The organism is Actinomyces sp. S6-Spd3 (assembly GCF_000758755.1).
Taxonomy (GTDB): Bacteria; Actinomycetota; Actinomycetes; order Actinomycetales; family Actinomycetaceae; genus Pauljensenia.
On sequence record NZ_JRMV01000279.1, the window covers coordinates 93,959 to 112,997 of the forward strand.

Genomic DNA, 19,039 nt, shown 5'->3' on the forward strand with positions numbered 1-19,039 from the left:
CAATCTTACGCGGCTCAGCTTGATCAGCTTTATTGACACTGAACAAAGCTTGGCATTAGTAACCGGCAATCTGCTCGAGACGTGCGATTCTCTGATCCATCGGCGGGTGCGTCGAGAAGAGATTACGAATTCCCCCTCCCCTGAAGGGATTGGCAATCATCATCGCCGAGACATTCTGCGTCTGCGGGGTGGCCGCTAGGGGGTACTGTGAGTTTCCACTCTCAAGCTTCTTCAATGCAGAAGCGAGCGCCAACGGGTCTTGCGTCAAAAGAGCACCATCTTCATCGGCATCAAATTCGCGCGTACGCGAGAGAGAAAACTGGATGAGTGTCGCAGCAAAAGGCGCAACCAAGGCAAGGGCAAGTGAACCAATCACTGCCAGTCCCCCGCCCTCGCGATCACGACGATTACCACCACCGAAAAACATTAGGAATTGAGCAATCGACGTCACCACACCCGCCATCGCTGCCGCAACGGAGGAGGTCAAAATGTCACGGTTGTAGACGTGCATGAGTTCGTGTCCCAGCACTCCACGCAACTCGCGCTCGTTCAGTAGCTGCAAGATTCCCTCCGTGCAGCACACTGCAGCATTCGCGGGGTTACGTCCTGTCGCAAAAGCATTGGGAGTCATGGTCGGTGCGACCCACAGCGTCGGCATTGGCTGCCCAGCCGTTTGAGAAAGCTCGCGGACAATGCGATACATTGCCGGTTGCTGAGCTTCGGTAACCGGGTAGGCGTTCATTGAACGCAGGGCCATGGTCGCCGAATTCCAATAGGACCATGCCGTCTGAACCAAGCCGATTCCTGCGAAGATGAAAATCCACACCGCGCGGCCGGTTCCATAGGCGATGCCCGAGCCGATGAGCAAGAGCAGAGCCCACATTCCCCCAAGGAGCAGGGCGGTCTTGAAACCGTTGTGATAGTGACGCGTGCGCATAATCCTCCTTTGCGCGAATGATCCGCTAGATGCGGCTGGGGCCCGAGTAATCCTCGAAACGCTCGGGGGCAGAAGGAACTCCCATCTCACCCATCTGACCGATGAGGTCCTCGTGGACCTGGTCCTTACCCAAAGACACGTCGGTCATTGCGCGACGCGAGACAACCTTGATGCGTTCACGCCGGCCGCGGCCACCGGGAAGCTCACCATACTTCTCACCCAGCGCGGCCTCGTACGCATCAAGAAGCTCCCACCCTTCCCAGGTGGTGAACTCCACGCCACGCTCACGAAGCAGAGCAACCATGGCCTCGTGACCGACCTCAGAAGAAGTCGCGTGAAGGCGCCCCGCCTCCGCGTCCTCGACGAGGTGAGAAATGGTCTGCTGAGCATCCGACTTCGTCGAACCGATCAGGCCAACGGGGCCACGCCTAATCCAACCGGTTGCGTAAACGCCTTGAACCACCGGAGCATTGGGATCCTGCGTTGTATCCGAATCGATAACGCGTCCTTCAACGTTGGGGACAACGCCTGCACGCTTGTCGAAAGGAAGCCCCGGAACCGGCGAAGAATAGTAGCCAATTGCGCGGTAAACCGCCTGAACGGGCCAGGTGGTGATGACACCGGTTCCGCGTACGGAGCCATCTCCCGTGAGCTCAGTGCGCTCGGTGCGAATTGCGCTGACGTTTCCGTCCTCATCGGCAAGGATCTCGACCGGAGACTGGAAAAGGTGAATGTGGATGCGACGCGAGGCAGTGTGCGATTCGGGATCCTCCATCGCGTAGTTGGTCAAGGTCTTGACGACCTGACGCTGCTGGTTCGAGGCGCGCAGTGCCTCTTCGGAGCCCTCATCGAAGTCGAAATCGTCCTCGGACACAATGATGTCAACGTCGGGAACGTGCCCCAATTCGCGCAATTCCAAGGGGGTGAACTTCACCTGCGCGGGGCCTCGGCGACCAAAGACATGCACGTCAGTAACCGGGTTTTCAGCCAAGCCCTTGGCGACGTTTTCGGGGATCTCAGTGACCAGCATGTCCTCGACGTGCTTGGCCAAGACACGCGAAACATCCAGTGCAACATTTCCGACGCCCAGCACGGCAACGGACTTTGCTTCAAGAGGCCAGGTGCGGGGGTAATCCGGATGCCCGTCGTACCAAGACACGAAATCGGCGGCGCCGTAGGACTGCGGAAGGTCAACGCCCGGAATATTCAGCGGAGCATCACGATCAGCGCCCGTGGCAATGATGATTGCATCGTAGTGGGCGTGGAGGTCCTCGATGGTGATATCGCGGCCAACCTCAACGTTACCCAGCAGACGGATATCGCCGCGCTGAAGAATCTTGTAGAGGGCGACGATAATCTGCTTGATTCGGGGGTGGTCCGGGGCGACGCCGTAGCGCACCAAGCCGTAGGGGGCGGGGAGGCGTTCGAACAGATCGATATTCACGTCCAAACCGGACTTGGACAGAATGTCAGATGCATAAATGCCCGCAGGGCCTGCGCCGATAACGGCAACGTTGTAGGTGCTCACGCGTGATCCTCTTCTCCGGCTGCGCCCACGCGCAGCCCTTATCCTGCTCCAATCCTACAATCACACGACCTGAGGAGCAGCCGAGAGGACTTAGGCGACGCGATCCACCATCAAGTGCGCAAAGGCAATCAGCGCTTGCTTTGCTTCCCCCTCGGGAAGATCCGCGATGCATTCCAATGCGCTTTCGCACCACTCATGAGCAAGCTCACGGGTCTGGGCGACGACCTGATGCTCACGCAGCCGCGCAACCAAAGCAGCCAAGGCCTCATCCGAGGACAAATCCCCACTCAGCATCGACAAGATCTTCTGGCCTTCGGGATCCAGATTTCCGTTGGACTGTGCGCGGCGAAGCAGCAGCACGGGAAGGGTATCCACGCCTTCGCGAAGATCGGTTCCAGGGGTCTTGCCTGACTGTCCTTCTGCAGGGCCCAGATCGATGACGTCATCCGCGATCTGGAAGGCGACGCCCAGGCGCTCTCCGAAGTTCGTGAGCGCTTCGATGGTTGCCTGATCCGCGCCCGCGTGCATCGCACCGAAAGCAGCAGCCGATGCCACCAAGGAACCGGTCTTATCGGCAAGAACCTGGAGATAGAAAGTCAGCGGGTCATCGCCCTCTTCGGGACCGAAAGTCTCATTGAGCTGGCCCATGCACAGGCGCTCGAAAGTGACGGCGTGGTGGCGAACCGTTTCATCACCCAAAGTCGCGATCATCGCAGAGGCTCGAGCGAAAAGAATATCGCCGGCCAAGATCGCGCGGTTATTACCCCACAGGTGTTGAGCGGAGGGAACTCCACGGCGGGTGGGAGCAGAATCCATGACATCGTCGTGGTAGAGCGATGCCAAGTGCGTGAGTTCAATGCCAGTTGCTGCAGTGAGGACCTCATCGCTCAGAGCGCGCTGGGGGTCGCCGAATTGAGCTGCAACCAGCGTGAGCAAGGGACGCATGCGCTTGCCACCGGCCTGAGCCAGATGACTGGTGAGTTCAGTGACCAAGTCCCTGGAATCACTGACGGAACGGTGCAAACGGTCCTCAACGGCCTCGAGGCCCGGAAGAATTCGGGCCTCGAGATCAGGAACGTGTAAATCGATTACGGCGCTCACGGGAGAAGCACAACCACCTGATTGAGTAGAGACAGAACCGGACTCGGGAAGAGTCCAAGGGCAATCGTACCCACAGCACACACGGTGATCGCAACACCAGCGAAACCTTCAGAGCGAACGACCGCAACGTCCTCACGCGGCTGCATGAAGAACATCACGCGAACCAGACGGAAGTAGAAGAATGCCGTGACAGCCGAGCAGGCAAGCGCAAGCGCGACCAGCCAGACGTATCCACCCGCGAAAGCATCCGAGAAAACGACGAACTTCGCAATGAAGCCGCCCGTGAAAGGAATACCCGCAAAGGAGAGTAGGAAGATCAACATTGCCGAGGCCAAGCCGGGGTTGGTCTTCCCCAGTCCCGCCCAGCGGCGCAGATCCGTCACTTCGCCGCCGATATTTCCCTCGTCGTCACTTGAACGAACCAGGGTGATCACTCCGAAGGCTCCAACGGTCGCCACCGCGTAGGCCAAGACATAGAAGAGTACGTGACCAGCTGAGTAGCGCACCAGCGAGAGAATACCCAAGAGGATGAAGCCCGCGTGAGCGATCGACGAGTAGGCAAGCATGCGCTTGACGTCCATTTGCACGAGGCCTGCGAAAGTTCCAACCAGCATGGTCAAGACAACGACAACGATCATGATCGGAATCAGGCTCCACTGCAGGGGAGCTGCCACAACCTGGAAGAAACGGAGCATTGCGCCGAAGGCTGCGAGCTTAACCGCGGCAGCCATGAAGCCCGTCACGGGAGTTGGAGCACCGGTGTAAACATCGGGAGTCCACGCGTGGAAGGGAGCCGCGCCAACCTTGAAGAGCAAGCCGACCATCACCATGACAGTGCCCATCAGCAAGAGCACGTGCATTCCAGCCGTCTGCGGGGTCGGGGTAGCTGCATCGGAGATGATGAGCGAACCGGAGTAACCGTAGAGGAAAGCAGAACCCATAAGCATGAAGCCCGAGGAGAACGCACCAAGAATGAAGTACTTCAGCGCAGCTTCCTGCGAGAGCTGACGACGCCGACGCGCGGTCGCAGCCAGGATGTACAGAGGAAGAGACATCACTTCCAGAGCAACGAAAAGTGCAATATAGGAATTCGCTGCCGGGAAGATCATCATGCCGCCGGTCGAGAAAAGAACCAGAGCGAACATCTCAGAACGCTGGTAGCCCTTCGCGTCCGAACGCTCCTCATCGGAAGAACCCGGGCGGTCCGAAGGCTGTCCAGCAAAGGCGCCGTCGCCGGCCTCGGAACGGTCCGCAATGACGAGGACCGCGAAGAAGGCAATCAGAACAAGAATGCCCTGCGCGGCGATCGTCAAAGGATCTTCGATGTACTCCCCCAGTGACGAGGGGGTCACTGTGACCACTGCCCAGCGCATGACCAGGGCAACCGCCGAAGCAATGAGCGCAACGAGAGCGATTCCGATGACGCTCGAGCGGCGCGCACGCACCGGCACGAAAGACTCAGCGAGAACCGCGAGGATACCGCCACCAAGGACGCACAGGATGGGCGCAAGTGCAGCCCAGGAAATCTCGGGGACCGTGAACGTCACGGCTGTTGCCACAGAATTCACTGTGCGCTCCCTTCACTCAAAACTGCACTTGCAGCGGTCATCAGCTGTTCGCCCTGCGTCGCAATCGGCGTCAGAGCGGAAACCAACGGCGCCGCCCAGATACCCAAGACGAGCATCGCAATGACCAACGGGGTCATAACGGTCTTCTCACGTCCATTCAGATCAGCAATCTGATCCTTTCCAGCTCGCGGCGGACCGGTGAAGACACGCTGATAAGGCATCAGCATGTACAGCGCGGCCAAAATTACGCCAAGCACTGCGAAGAGCGCGAGCATCGTCGAGACCTTCCACGTTCCCATGAGAACCAGGTACTCGGGGACGAACCCGGACAGGCCGGGAAGCGCAACCGAAGCCAGACCCGAGAAGAGCCACAAGCCTGCAAGGACCGGGCTCACGCGCTGCATACCGCCGTACTCGCGCATGTCCTGGGTGCCGCCTCGTGCGGAAAGCCAACCGGAAAGGAGGAACATCGCTGCGATCGACACACCGTGGGCGACCATGTAGACCATGGCGCCAGTCAGCGCGATCTGCGAGCCGATGAAGATACCGAGGACCATGAAACCGAAGTGCGAGACCGAGGTGTAGGAGACCAGACGCATAATGTCGTTTTGTCCGATGGCAGCCAAGCCGCCCCACAGGATCGAGGCCACGGCGAAGCCGCAGATCCACCACTGCAGGCTGGCCGCTCCCAGCGGGAACAAACGCAAGCACAGGGTGATCATGCCGAAGGTTCCGACCTTGTCGAGAACGCCAACGAGGAGCACCGAGGTACCCGGGCGAGCATTCTGCGCAGTATCGGGAAGCCAGGTGTGAACCGGGACCATGGGGGCCTTAATCGCGAAGGCAATGAAGAAGGTCAGGAAGAGGCCGACTTGAATGCCCACGGGAAGGCTCACTGTCCCCGAAGCCAGCGTATCGAGGCGGAAGAGGGTATCTCCGCGGCGAGCAGCCAGCGCCCAGATGGCAACAAGGCCACCGAGCATCACCAGACCACCGGCCAGAGAGAAGAGAAGGAACTTCATCGCAGCACGCTGACGTGCCTTCTTTTCACCGACTCCGTAACGACCAATCATGACGAAGAGAGGAACGAGCATTCCTTCGAAAGCCAAGTAGAAGAGCAGGACATCGGAAGCCGCAAAGATCAGCACCATGAAGGCCTCAAGAAGCAGCACCCATCCGAAATAAGCTCCAGCTTTTGCCTCGTCTTCATCGTCGTTCCAACCGGCCAACACGACCAGGGGAACCAAGGCAACGGCAAGAAGAATCATAACCGCGCCCAGTGCATTCACGGCCAGCGCCCAACTCAGGCCCATCTGGGGAATCCACGAGTAGGCCTCGGAAAGCTGATAGGTGGAGGAAGACGACCAATCGAAGGCGCTGACAAATGCCACGATGGCCGCGGCAAGTTCACACACCGACAAGATCAGGGCGAAGGTACGTCCGGCGCGACGCAGGGCGGGGACCATCGCGAGCATCAAGGCACCCAGCGCGGGAAGCGCGACAAGAATCGACAGCCACGGAAGTGGCGCGCTGGTCATTTGAGAAATCTGCATAACTCTTACTTCCTCACAGCGTGAATGCCAAGACGGCGGCCAGGGCAAGGACTACCCCGCCAAGAATGTAGGAGGCATAGGTGCGCACGCGTCCGGATTGGGTAGCACCCACCGCACGTCCAGCACCCGTTGATGCCTTTTCCACCACGTGAACGATGCCGTCAATCGCCTTGTCATCGCCAAGAGTTGCGGCCTTAACCAGGGCAATACCCGGAGTCATGAAGAGTGCCTCATTCACCGAATCCTGATAGAGATCCTGGCGAGCGGCACGCGTGAGTGCATTACCCGCAGGAATTGCGGTGGGAACCTCACGACGTCCGTAAATCATCCACGCAAGGCCAGCGCCCGCAAGCACCAGCAGCAAGGTGACGACCTGGATTGCGATCTCTGGGGCAACGGGATGAGCGTGCTCAACCTCGCCCAGCGAAGGCTGGAGCCACGTTGTGAAAGCGTTTCCGATTGAGAGCACTCCACCGATAGCGGCAGCCGCGATCGCCAGAATGATCATCGGGACGGTCATCAAAGGAGAGGATTCGTGCGGATGCACGCCCGAGCCTTCAGCTTCGGTGGTCCAACGAGCGGTGCCGTGGAAGGTCATGAAGAACAGCCGCGACATGTAGAAAGCGGTGATTCCAGCACCAACCATGGTGACGATGCCGAAGACCCAACCGGCCCAGACGGCCTCGTGGCCGGCAAAAGTGGTCGCACCGAAAGCGGCTTCGATGATCTTGTCCTTGGAGAAGAAGCCCGAGAAGGGCGGGACTCCCAAGATCGCCAGCCAGCCGAATGCGAAGGTAATCCACGTGACCTTCATGGCGGTGCGCAATGCGCCGAAGCGACGCATATTGACCTGATCGTTCATGCCGTGCATGACCGAACCCGCGCCAAGGAACATCAGGGCCTTGAAGAAGCCGTGGGTGAAGAGGTGGAAGATCGCGAAGGCCCAACCGATGGGGCCAAGACCTGCACCGAGCATCATGTAGCCGATCTGGCTCATGGTGGAGGCCGCGAGTACCTTCTTCATATCGTCCTTCGCGCAGCCGACGATCGCGCCGAAGAGCAACGTGATCGCGCCGACGATGACAACCGCGGTTGCAGCAATGGGCGAAGCCTGGAAGATCGCACCCGAACGAACGATGAGGTAGACACCGGCGGTGACCATCGTTGCCGCGTGGATGAGAGCGGACACGGGAGTCGGGCCAGCCATTGCATCGCCGAGCCACGCCTGCAGCGGGAACTGAGCGGACTTACCGCACGCACCCACCAGGAGGAAGAAACCAATGATGGTTGCTTGAACCGGCGAGATCGAGACGACCATCGAGTTGACCTTCTCCATGTTGACGGTCGAGAAGTTCGCGACCATTGCCATCATGGCGATGAGCAGGCCCATATCGCCCACTCGGTTCATGACGAAGGCCTTCTTCGCGGCAACCGCATTGGCGGGAACGTGGTTCCAGAAGCCAATGAGCAGGTACGAGGCCAAGCCCACGCCTTCCCAGCCGACGAAGAGCCCCGCGTAGGAGTCCGCCAGAACCAGGATCAGCATTGCGGCGATGAAGAAGTTGAGGTAGGCGAAGAAGCGACGACGATCAGTGTCGTGCTCCATGTACGCGATCGCGTAGACATGGATGAGAGACCCAACGAAGGTGACCAGCATGACGAAGGTCATCGACAGCGGGTCGAGCATCAATCCGAAGTCAACGGAGAAGTCTCCCGCGGGAATCCACGGGAACAGGGGAAGCGCGATTCGCTGTCCTTGGGCGGGAAGGGAGAGCATTGTGGCAATAACCGCCACGCCCACCGCGAAGGCGGCCCATGATGCCAAGGTTGCCAGCAGGTGACCCCAGCGATCGCTGCGGCGTCCCAACACAAGAAGAAGCGCACTGGATGCAGCTGGAATTGCGATCATCAGCCAAGCCCAGGAGAAGACTCCCGTAGCCTCGACTGGAGCTGCGGTTTGGGCCGCAGCATTCAGCAGTGTAAAGGTCATTCCGGCTTACTCCTCAGTTCTTCAGAAGATCGAGGTCGTCAACGTTGGTGGTAACGCGTGACTTGAAGATGGACACAACGATTGCCAGTCCGACCACGACTTCAGCCGCAGCAACAACCATGACGAAGAAGGCCATGATTTCTCCACTGACGTTTCCGTGGATTCGCGCGAAGGTCACGAAGGCAAGATTGGCGGAGTTGAGCATGAGTTCGACTCCCATCAAGGAGATCACTGCGCTGCGACGGACCAGAACAATCGCTGCACCGATCGCAAAGAGGATCCCCGAGAGCACGAGGTAGGCTGCAAGGCTCATTCTTCTTCCTTCCCTTCTTCACTGTTATCGCTGGCAAGGGGCTGGTTCAAGCCGCTCGGGGCGGGCGCACCGGGCATACCCCAAGCCTGCGAACGCTGACGAGTCTGCGGGTGTGTGGGATCGAAGATCGTGTCCTCAAGAGCACCGCTCTTGGCAAGTGCCAAGGACTGCGCGACCTCGGGTTCGACCTGTCCAACGACACGCTCCAGACCGCGCACGCGCAGCACCCTGGGGACCGAGGCCTCGACCGGGCCGTGCGTCTCGCCGGAGATTGCAGGAACGTCGACCGCGTTGGAGTGCGCGTAAACACCAGGGGCGGGAAGCTGACCAATCCTGCGACCCGAGGCCTTAAAGGCGCGCATCTTCGCTTCTGCGGTTGCACGCTGGGTGAGGACCGGGCCGAGCTGATCGGAGTGAGTGAGCAGCATGGCGCCGATGGCCGCGGTGATGAGCAAGATTCCCGCAAGTTCCATTGAGAACCAGTAGCGCGAGAACAGCGTTGCTGCTAGGTCGGTGATCGGAGCATTCGAGTAGGGCTCTGAACTCAAGGAATTAGAGGAGCCGGTTGCGCGCGAGCGGGCAACAGCTCCAATAACGACAGCTGCCAAGCCCAGAGCGATGAGCACCGAAGTGATGATGCGCCCGCGCGATTGCTGCGCGTAATTGTCGGATGCTCCCAAACCGATCATCATGATGACGAAGAGGAAGAGAACCATGATCGCGCCGGTGTAGACGACAACCTGAACGGTTCCCAAGAAGGCTGCTCCGTGCATGAGGTAGAGGACGGCCAATCCGAGCATGACTCCGACCATGCAAATCGCACAGTGGACGGCTTTCTTGAAGAAGAGCACGCCCAGGGCGCAGGCAATCATGAACACTGCCACGCAGCCAAAGAGGATCGCCTCCCCCGTTGATGCCATTTCGGGCCAATTCATGAGGGTCATGACTGACGTGCCTCCTCGTAGACGGGACGTGCAGTAGCAAGGGAAGGATCTTCGGGGCGATGCTCGCGCACCCAATCGATCTGTGCTTGCGTGGGGCCGTGGACTTCGCCTCGGTAATAGTCGCCGTCAGAGAGTCCTTCGACCTGTGGGTGAGGAGGCTGCAGCATTCCCTCGGAGAGGGGAACTAGGAGCTGTTCCTTCTCGTAGATATCGTCTGCGCGAGTGTATTCGGCCAGTTCGAAGTCGTGCCCCATCGTCAGTGCACGAGTCGGGCAGGCCTCGATGCAGTAACCGCAGAAAATGCAACGTAGGTAGTTGATCTGGTAGACGCGACCGTAGCGTTCTCCGGGGCTGTACTGTTCCTCGGGAGTGTTGGATGCGGCCTCGACGTAGATCGCATCCGCGGGGCACGCCCACGCACACAATTCGCAACCGACGCACTTTTCGAGGCCGTCGGCATAGCGATTGAGCTGGTGTCGACCGTGGAAACGCGGTTCAACGAAGGGCCCCTCGAAGGGGTACTGCTCGGTAACGGTCGGGCGGAAGAAGGAGGACAGGGTCACTCCGTACCCGGCGAAGGGTGCGAAGAACTGACCGATCGGTCCCTTGGGATCCTGCTCGTAGCGCAGGTTCTCGCTTTGGTTCTGCTCAGTCATTCGTCTCCTCCATTACTGCGTTGACCACGCGGGAAGCGCGCGGCGAGGGCGGGAGCTTTTGTCCGGGAAGCGGAGGTACCGGGAAGCCGTCGGCCATCGGATCGAAGTTCTCGAGGCGTGCGCGCGCTTCTTCCTCCTTCGCTGCTTCCTTACGGGCATCAGCCGAATCTGCGAACCACATGATGATCAGTGCGACAACGAAGATGCCGGCGACCGCGCCGATGAGCTGAGGCAGGGTGAGGGAGACCCACTGCGTCACGGCGCGAATGACGGCGACCATGACGAGCCACGCCAAGGAAATCGGGATGAGGCGCTTCCAGCCCAGCTGCATGAACTGGTCGTAGCGGAAACGCAGAAGGGTGCTTCGTGTCCAGATCATGAGGATCATGAAGAACCACATCTTGAGGAAGAACCACAGCATGCCGAACCAGCCGCTATTGAGGAACTCGATGTGCGACAGCGGCCACGGAGCGTGCCATCCGCCGAAGAACATGGTCGTTGCCACCGCCGAAACGTTGAACATGTTGACGTATTCAGACAGGTAGAACCAACCGAACTTCATCGAGGAGTACTCGGTCATATGACCAGCGACCAATTCGCCTTCAGCTTCGGGGAGGTCAAAGGGAAGACGGTTCACTTCGCCGACCATCGAGATCAGGTAGATGACGAAGGCCGGTGCCAAGGGCAGGAACCACCAGGTTTGAGCCTGGGATGCGACGATCTGCGAGGTCGACATCGAGCCGGCCATGAGGAAGACCGCAACCAGGGACATTCCCATTGACAGTTCGTAGGAGATCACCTGCGCCGAGGAACGCACCGCGCCGTAGAGCGGAAGCGTTGAGGACGCGGACCAACCACCCAGAACGATGCCGTACAAGCCCAGCGAAGAAATCGCAAGGATATACAGGGCAGCGACCGGCATATCTGCCAGCTGCAGGGGCGTTGAGTGGCCGAAAATCGAAACATTCGGACCCATCGGGATGACGGCGAAGATGCTGAAGGCTGCGAATGCGGAGACCGAAGGCGCAAGCAGGTAGATGAACTTCTCGGACTTGCGCGTCCACATGTCTTCCTTGAAGAGCAGCTTCACGGCGTCGGCAATTGCTTGGAACAAGCCGAAGGGACCGGCGACATTCGGGCCGGGACGAGTCTGCATGCGTCCGATCGTTCGACGTTCAACCCACAGTGCGAGCAGAACGTTGAGGATCAGGAAAACAATGATGAAAACGGCCTTAAGGACTGTTAACCACCAGGTTTCCTGCGAGAAGTCCGCGGGAGAATAGTTGGGAACTTCCATGGGGATCATGTTCATCGGGCCACCTCCCCCTTTGCGCTCAGGGTGACAGAAGAACCGAAGTTCCCCAGTGATTCGTGGACGAGGGAGCCTTGCGAGCACTCGGGCACCCAGACGACTCCTTCCGGAAGATCAGCAAATTGCAGGGGAAGCGTCACGCTTCCGCGCGGGCTGCTCAGCGTGAGCAGTTCCCCTTCGTCGAGGCCAAGGCCCGCTACCGTGGCGCGCGCCGCAAAGACGACGGGGCGACGTGCGCTTCCAGCCAGCATGTGTGCGCCATCTTGCAAGCGACCAGCATCGAGCATCGGCTTATGGGTGGCGAGGAGCGCCTGTCCCTCTGCGAGCTCAACGAGCGGTGAGGCTTGAGCTGGAACGAATTCTTCACGCTCACCCGTCCAGTTCATGAGCGGGTTGACCTGGTCGTAAAGGCTCACCAGATCGGAAAGACCAAGATCAGCGCCGAATTCGCGAGCAAGAGCATCGAAAACAAGGCGGTCGGTCTGTGCACGAGAAGCGATTGCTTGACCGAAGGGACGCAGGCGTCCTTCCCAGTTGATGAAGGTGCCGTTCTTTTCAAGCGGCGGTGCGACCGGCAAGATCACATCTGCACGATCAGTTACCTCGCTGCGGCGAACTTCAAGGCTGACAAGGAAGTCGACTCGGTCGAGGGCATCGCGCGCAGCGGCCGGATCGTCGAAATCGCGCAGGTCAACGCCGCCGACGACGAGGGCCTTGACGCGGCCTTCAGTTGCAGCTTCCAGCATCTGCGAAGCGTCGAGTCCGCGAGTTGCGGGGATTTCGCCCCATGCGAGGCTTTCACGCGCATCTGCACTGGATGCCGGACGACCGAAGGGCAGGAGTCCGGGAAGAAGACCGGCCTCGAGGCCACCGCGTTCACCCGCACGACGAGGCACCCACTGGATGCGTGCCTTGCAGCGCTGGGCAAGACGGACAACTTCACTGAGCAGACCCGGGGTGCGGCTGGCGCGCTCACCAACCAAGATCACTCCCCCGTCAAGACGCGAGGCGAGATCGGCGAACTCACCACCTTCACGGATCTCAGCAGCAACCTCAACCTCGGTACCCGGAGCGCAACGGAGCAGCTCTCCAGAAAGCTTGGCGAGGCCTCGGGAAGTCATGGGGGCAAGGGAAGCCACGCGAAGCTTGCCTTTGCGGGTAGCCTTTCGCATCCGCAGGAAGAGCGCGCCGCACTCGTCCTCGGGCTCAAGCCCAACCAGGAGGACCTGGCCGGCACTCTCAAGCTGCGAGTAGGTGACGCCCAAACCGCTGCCTGCCACGTGGGAAGCAAGGAATGAACGTTCTTCTTCACTGTGGCTACGCGAACGCATATCGATGGAATCAGATCCCACGACGGTGCGCGCGAACTTCGACCATGCCCAAGCATCTTCAAAGCTCAGGCGGCCACCGGGAAGGAAACCAACCTGATCACCGGAAAGGCCGGCAAGTGCGCGGTGGACACGGTCCAAGGCATCCGACCACGAGGTCGGGACAAGCTGACCGTTCTCGCGAACGAAAGGAGTATTGAGACGCTCAACGCCCGACCACCTGAAGGCAAAACGATCCTTGTCGGTGATCCACTCTTCGTTGACCTCGGGATCATTTCCAGCGAGGCGTCGCAGAACTTCACCGCGGCGAATATCCACGCGGATCGCACTACCGGAAGCATCGTGCTCGGTCACCGAAGCGGTCGAAACCAAATCGAAGGGGCGTGCACGGAAGCGGTAGTCATTTGAGGTCAGAGCGCCAACCGGGCAGATCTGAATAATGTTGCCCGAGAAGTACGAGGCGAATGCGCGGCCCGAAACATCACGATCGTTGGGGGCAAGATCACCCTCATTGAGGGAGCCAATAATGCCTTCTTGACCGTAAGGACCCGAAATTCCCGCCTGGACGTTGTCCTTTTCCTGCGGATTGAAGTAATCCAAGACCGCGGTATCGAAGGAGCCAACCTGCTCACCCATAAAGTGGTGGTGTTCGGTCGGCGCGGTGCCACCGCCTCGTCCCTGAAGGTCCAGGAACACGTCGCCCGCAATTTCCTTACCGAAGCGCACGCAGCGCTGGCACAAGATGCAGCGCTCGCGGTCCAGCAGGATCTGCGAGGTCAGCTTCAGGGGCTTGCGGTAGGTGCGCTTTGCATCGATGAAGCGCGAGCTCTCGCGGCCTTCGCTCATTGCCTGGTTCTGCAGGGGGCATTCGCCGCCCTTATCGCAGATCGGGCAATCCAGCGGGTGGTTGATGAGCAGGAATTCCATCACGCCTTCCTGGGCGCGACGGGCAACCTCGGAGGTGCGCTGGGTCTTCACCACCATGCCGGGGGTGACAGTCTGAGCACATGAAGGCTGAGGCTTGGGCATGAAACGCAGCTCGCCCGTATTGCGATCGGGCATTCCGACCTCAACCAAGCACTGACGGCATGCAGCGACGGGCTCAAGCAGCGGGTGATCACAGAATCGCGGGATGCGGATTCCGGCCTTCTCGGCCGCGCGGATCACCAGGGTGCCTGCGGGAACGTCCAATTCGACGTCGTCGATTGTGACCTTCACTAGGTTCTCGCTCATCGAACTCCTCCCTTGGCAAAGTTGCTCGAGGCCTCATAGGGGAACAATTCGCGCGCGGGCGTGGTCAGCCCGGCCTCGAATTCTTCGCGGAACTTCTTAATTCCCGACATGATCGGGGTTGCCGCTGCATCGCCCAGGGCGCAGAAGCTTCGACCGAAAATATTGTGTGCGATTTCGTCCAGCAGATCGATATCGCCTTCCTGGCCCTTACCTGCTTCCAGGCGGAGCATGATCTGCTTAAGCCAGTAGGTTCCTTCGCGACAGGGCGTGCACTTACCGCAGGATTCGTGCTGGTAGAACTCGATCCAGCGGGTGATCACGCGAACCACAGAGGTCGTTTCATCGAAGACCTGCAGGGCTCGGGTACCGAGCATCGAACCGGCGGCGCCAACGGATTCGTAATCCAGAGGTGTGTCAAGTTCTGCTTCGGTGAAGATCGGAGTTGAAGAGCCACCGGGAGTCCAGAACTTCAGCTGGTGTCCTTCGCGAATACCTCCGGCAAGCTCAATGAGTTCGCGCATGGTGATTCCGAAGGGGGCCTCGAATTGGCCCGGGTTCTTCACGTGGCCTGAGATTGAGAACAGACCGTGTCCCTTGGACTTTTCCGTTCCCATCGAGGCGTACCACTGTGCGGAGTGCTGGAAGATTCCCGTCACCTGGCTGATCGACTCGACGTTATTAATAACGGTCGGGCGCGCATACAAACCTGCGACAGCAGGGAAGGGGGGCTTGAGACGCGGGTGACCGCGGAAGCCTTCCAGGGAATCCAGAAGAGCGGTTTCTTCACCACAGATGTATGCGCCGGCACCTGCGTGGGCGGTAATGCGAAGATCGCCCAACAGGCCGGCTTCAGTGGCTTCCTTTACCGCATTCATCAGGCGACGGTAAACGTGAACGACCTCGCCGCGCAGGTAGACGAATGCGTGGTTGCAGTTGATGGCGCGCGAGGTAATCGCAATGCCTTCAATCAACACGTGGGGGTTCGCCATAATCGTCGGGATGTCCTTACAGGTTCCCGGTTCCGATTCATCGGCGTTGACCACCAAGTAGCGGGGCAAACCGTCATCGGGCGGAAGGAAGGACCACTTGAGGCCCGTGGGGAATCCAGCGCCACCACGGCCTCGCAAGCCGGAGGCCTTAACGGTCTCAACGATCTCGGCAGGCTCCATGGTGTTGGCCTTCTTGAGTCCCTCGTAGCCGCCTCGGCTCAGGTAAGACTCCAAAGTCCACGAGCGATCGCTTCCCCATCCGCGGGTCAGAATCGGGGTCAGTGCCACGGTTGCTTCACTCACCGTCCGTCTCCTTTCCTTCTTCCGCGGGAACATCGGCCGGAGCGCTCCAGCCGCGTTCTTCGGCGATCCTCAGTCCCAGTGTCGAGGCCTGGCCTGCGCTGGGTCCTTCGTGTTCGTGACCGTCGAGGAAGCCAGCAAGAACATGCTCGGTTTCCTTGAAGGTCGGCAGCACAGCGCTTCCGCGTGTGGGGTGCAGGGGTTTGCCGGCCTCGATGTCATCGATGAGGGCACACGCCGACTCGGGGGTCTGGTTGTCGAAGAATTCCCAGTTCACCATGACGACGGGCGCGTAATCGCAGGCGGCATTGCATTCGAGGCGCTCCAGGGTGATGGTTCCGGCCTCGTTGGTCTCATCGGTTCCGACGCCAACCTTTTCGCTGACGGCTTCCCAGATTTCGTCTCCACCCATAACAGCGCACAGCGCATTGGTGCACACGCCCACGAGGTACTCGCCCGTGGGGTGACGCTTGTACTGGGTATAGAAGGTCGCAACTGCCGAAACTTCTGCGCGGGTGATGCCCAGAAGCTCGGCGCACAGCGCGATTCCATTAGCGCTCACATAGCCGTCTTCAGACTGAACCAAGTGCAGCATGGGAAGCAGTGCGGAGCGAGCGTGGCCCTCGGGGTAGCGCGCGATGATTTCGCGTGCCTCACCTGCTAGGCGCTCATAGGTTTCCACGGGATAGCTCATCGATCAACGCCTCCCAGAACGGGGTCGATAGTGGCCAGTGAAACAACGACGTCGGCGAGCTGTCCGCCTTCCGTCATCATGGCCAGAGACTGCAGATTTGCGAATGAAGGGTCGCGGAAGTGTGCGCGGAAGGGGCGGGTTCCACCAGCAGACACCAGGTGGACACCCAAGATGCCCTTGGCGTGTTCAACGGTCTGGTAGACCTGGCCGACGGGGACCTTGAAACCTTCGGTGACCAGCTTGAAGTGGTGGATCAGGGATTCCATCGAGCTTCCCATGACCTTCGCGATGTGTTCCGCAGAGTTACCCTGACCGTCCGTTGCGACCGAGAGCTGTGCGGGCCACTTGATGTGCGGGTCAGAAACCATAACGGGCTGGCCTTCGGTTTCTTCGAGGCGGCGCAGGACCTGCTCGACGATGCGCAGCGACTGGTAGCACTCGTCGAAGCGGACGCGCACGCGGTTGTAGGCATCATTCGAGTCATAGGTCGGGACATCGAATTCGAAGTTCTCGTAACCGCAGTAGGGCTGGTCCTTACGCAGGTCTTGAGGCAGACCCGCGGCTCGCAGGGAGGGACCGGTCAGTCCCAGGGCCATCATCGCGGAAAGGGGCATGTAGCCCACCCCGATGAAGCGCTGCTTGAAAATGGGGTTGGCCAAAACCAGGTCCTGGAGTTCGCCGATATCGTGGCGAACCTTGGGGAGCTTCTCGCGGATATAGGGAACCATACCGCCGGGCAGGTCCTGGGCAATGCCGCCGGGTCGCACGAATGCGTGATTCATACGAAGGCCGGTGATGCGCTCGAAGATTCGCAGGATTTCTTCGCGGCCCCTGAATGCGATGGTCATCATGGTCGTCGCGCCCAGCTCGTTACCACCGGTACCGATAGCAACGATGTGCGAGGCAATGCGGTTGAGTTCCATGAGGAGAATACGAACCAGGTTCGCGCGCTCGGGAACATCATCCGTAATACCAAGAAGCTTTTCGACGGCCAGGCAGTACCCGACTTCCTGGAAGAAGGGAGCAACGTAGTCCATGCGGGTGCACAGTGTCACGCCCTGTGTCCAGGTGCGGTATTCCATGGTCTTTTCGATACCCGTGTGCAGGTATCCCGTATCGACGCGAGTTTCACGAACGGTTTCGCCATCCAGCTCGAGGATCAAGCGAAGAACACCGTGGGTCGAGGGGTGAACGGGACCCATATTAAGGACCACGCGCTCGTGGTTGATGCGCTCGATTTCAGCGATGACGTCATCCCAGTCGCCGCCTTGAGCCAGGACCTCGGGAACATCTTCAATGTCCAGGCCCGCACTTGATGCTGCCGCATGCAGTGAAGGAGTAGTCATTAGTTGTACGACCTCCGGGTGTCGGCAGGGGCATTGACTGCTCCCTTGAATTCCACGGGAATACCACCCAGGGGGTAGTCCTTGCGCTGGGGGTGCCCTACCCAGTCATCGGGAAGAGCAGTGCGCGTAAGCGAAGGGTGTCCACCGAAGACAATGCCCATCAGGTCCCAGGTCTCGCGCTCTTGCCAGTCATTCGCCGGGTAGATATCGACGATCGAGGGGATGTGCGGGTCGGCGTCCGGGCAGGTGACTTCCAGACGAATCATGCGATTATGCGTGATCGACATGAAGGGGTAAATGGCGTGAAGCTCGCGGCCGCGATCTTCGGGGTAGTTCACGCCATTGGTTCCCAAGCACATTTCGAAACGCAGATCTTGGTCATCGCGCAGGTATCGCACAACGCGGCGGATGTGCTCGCGCGCAATGAAGATGCTGAGTTCGCCGTGTTCGATGACGACCTTCTCGATGACATCGGTGACGACCAATCCATCGGCTTCGATGAGTTCTTCGAGGACGTCCACGATCTGGTCAAAGTAGGAACCGTAGGGACGAGTGGCGGCAGGGGCGCTCAGAGCAACGGTTTCAAGTTCAGAAAAGCCCGTGGTATCGCCTTGGTCTGCGACCCCAAACATTCCCTGACGGCTCTTGATCACCGAGGGTTCTGCCGCGCCAAAACGGCTGATTTCTTCGCTCATGCCAGCAATCCCTTCATGTCGTGAGTGGGGGTTGCCGCAAGCGCTGCAGCCTCAGCCTTGCGTGCGATTTCGCGGCGGTGCGCGCCCAGGGGCTCGCTACCGATCTGCTCACGCAGGGTGAGGATTGCGTGAATCAGCGCCTCGGGACGAGGCGGGCAGCCGGGAAGGTACACATCGACCGGAACGATGTGGTCGCATCCCTGGACAACGGCGTAGTTATTGAACATTCCGCCCGAAGACGCGCAAGCTCCCATGGAGATCACCCACTTGGGATCCGCCATTGAGTCATAGACACGGCGAATAACCGGGGCCATCTTGTGGGAAACACGTCCGGAGACAATCATGAGGTCAGAGTGACGCGGCGAGGCGCGGAAAACTTCCAGGCCGAAACGCGACATGTCGAAACGGGGAGTTCCGGCTGCCATCATTTCAATTGCGCAGCATGCCAAGCCCATGGTGACCGGCCACTGACTGTGCTTTCGAGCAAGACCGAGGATTTTCTCCATGCTTGCCAGGGCAATGCCTGCAGGCAGGCTCTCTTCAATTCCCATT

General features: G+C 59.6%; 16 protein-coding genes. All 16 read right to left on the reverse strand.

Annotation, left to right across the window (positions count from 1 at the left end; all coding sequences use genetic code 11):
- Window positions 1-55: 55 nt before the first annotated feature.
- Complete coding sequence (gene htpX / locus HMPREF1627_RS06770) at window positions 56-937, reverse strand: zinc metalloprotease HtpX (RefSeq protein WP_034502292.1); 882 nt, start codon at window positions 935-937, stop codon at window positions 56-58.
- Between the two features lie 25 nt (window positions 938-962).
- Complete coding sequence (locus HMPREF1627_RS06775) at window positions 963-2,465, reverse strand: FAD-dependent oxidoreductase (protein ID WP_034502294.1); 1,503 nt, start codon at window positions 2,463-2,465, stop codon at window positions 963-965.
- Between the two features lie 90 nt (window positions 2,466-2,555).
- Complete coding sequence (locus HMPREF1627_RS06780) at window positions 2,556-3,566, reverse strand: polyprenyl synthetase family protein (protein ID WP_034502296.1); 1,011 nt, start codon at window positions 3,564-3,566, stop codon at window positions 2,556-2,558.
- Entirely contained in the window at window positions 3,563-5,134 is a 1,572-nt protein-coding gene (nuoN, locus tag HMPREF1627_RS06785; protein ID WP_034502298.1) for an NADH-quinone oxidoreductase subunit NuoN, read from the reverse strand. The genes HMPREF1627_RS06780 and nuoN overlap by 4 nt, the downstream gene beginning before the upstream one ends.
- On the reverse strand, window positions 5,131-6,672 hold the full coding sequence (locus tag HMPREF1627_RS06790; protein WP_034502435.1) for a complex I subunit 4 family protein: 1,542 nt from the start codon (window positions 6,670-6,672) through the stop codon (window positions 5,131-5,133). The genes nuoN and HMPREF1627_RS06790 overlap by 4 nt, the downstream gene beginning before the upstream one ends.
- 28 nt (window positions 6,673-6,700) lie before the next feature.
- A complete protein-coding gene (nuoL, locus tag HMPREF1627_RS06795; RefSeq protein ID WP_034502300.1) occupies window positions 6,701-8,677 on the reverse strand; it encodes an NADH-quinone oxidoreductase subunit L in 1,977 nt (658 codons plus the stop codon).
- Between the two features lie 13 nt (window positions 8,678-8,690).
- Window positions 8,691-8,990: an NADH-quinone oxidoreductase subunit NuoK gene (gene nuoK, locus HMPREF1627_RS06800; protein WP_009408608.1), complete on the reverse strand. Its 300-nt coding sequence runs from the start codon at window positions 8,988-8,990 to the stop codon at window positions 8,691-8,693.
- Window positions 8,987-9,934, reverse strand: a complete 948-nt coding sequence (locus HMPREF1627_RS06805) for an NADH-quinone oxidoreductase subunit J (protein ID WP_034502302.1) — start codon at window positions 9,932-9,934, stop codon at window positions 8,987-8,989. Before HMPREF1627_RS06805 ends, nuoK begins: the two co-directional genes overlap by 4 nt.
- On the reverse strand, window positions 9,931-10,590 hold the full coding sequence (nuoI, locus tag HMPREF1627_RS06810; RefSeq protein WP_034502305.1) for an NADH-quinone oxidoreductase subunit NuoI: 660 nt from the start codon (window positions 10,588-10,590) through the stop codon (window positions 9,931-9,933). The genes HMPREF1627_RS06805 and nuoI overlap by 4 nt, the downstream gene beginning before the upstream one ends.
- Window positions 10,583-11,902, reverse strand: a complete 1,320-nt coding sequence (nuoH, locus tag HMPREF1627_RS06815; RefSeq protein ID WP_034502307.1) for an NADH-quinone oxidoreductase subunit NuoH — start codon at window positions 11,900-11,902, stop codon at window positions 10,583-10,585. Before nuoH ends, nuoI begins: the two co-directional genes overlap by 8 nt.
- Window positions 11,899-14,463 (reverse strand): NADH-quinone oxidoreductase subunit G, encoded by a 2,565-nt coding sequence (locus tag HMPREF1627_RS06820; RefSeq protein ID WP_034502310.1) that lies wholly within the window; start codon window positions 14,461-14,463, stop codon window positions 11,899-11,901. Before HMPREF1627_RS06820 ends, nuoH begins: the two co-directional genes overlap by 4 nt.
- Window positions 14,460-15,755 (reverse strand): NADH-quinone oxidoreductase subunit NuoF, encoded by a 1,296-nt coding sequence (gene nuoF, locus HMPREF1627_RS06825; RefSeq protein WP_034502311.1) that lies wholly within the window; start codon window positions 15,753-15,755, stop codon window positions 14,460-14,462. Before nuoF ends, HMPREF1627_RS06820 begins: the two co-directional genes overlap by 4 nt.
- A complete protein-coding gene (gene nuoE / locus HMPREF1627_RS06830; protein WP_034502312.1) occupies window positions 15,748-16,446 on the reverse strand; it encodes an NADH-quinone oxidoreductase subunit NuoE in 699 nt (232 codons plus the stop codon). Before nuoE ends, nuoF begins: the two co-directional genes overlap by 8 nt.
- On the reverse strand, window positions 16,443-17,792 hold the full coding sequence (locus HMPREF1627_RS06835) for an NADH-quinone oxidoreductase subunit D (RefSeq protein ID WP_034502314.1): 1,350 nt from the start codon (window positions 17,790-17,792) through the stop codon (window positions 16,443-16,445). Before HMPREF1627_RS06835 ends, nuoE begins: the two co-directional genes overlap by 4 nt.
- Window positions 17,792-18,487 carry an NADH-quinone oxidoreductase subunit C gene (locus HMPREF1627_RS06840; protein WP_034502316.1) on the reverse strand — a complete coding sequence of 232 codons (696 nt, stop codon included), beginning with the start codon at window positions 18,485-18,487 and terminating at the stop codon, window positions 17,792-17,794. The genes HMPREF1627_RS06835 and HMPREF1627_RS06840 overlap by 1 nt, the downstream gene beginning before the upstream one ends.
- The gene (locus tag HMPREF1627_RS06845; RefSeq protein ID WP_034502318.1) at window positions 18,484-19,038 is read right to left on the reverse strand and encodes an NADH-quinone oxidoreductase subunit B; all 555 of its coding nucleotides are present in this window, start codon (window positions 19,036-19,038) and stop codon (window positions 18,484-18,486) included. Before HMPREF1627_RS06845 ends, HMPREF1627_RS06840 begins: the two co-directional genes overlap by 4 nt.
- Window position 19,039 lies beyond the last annotated feature (1 nt).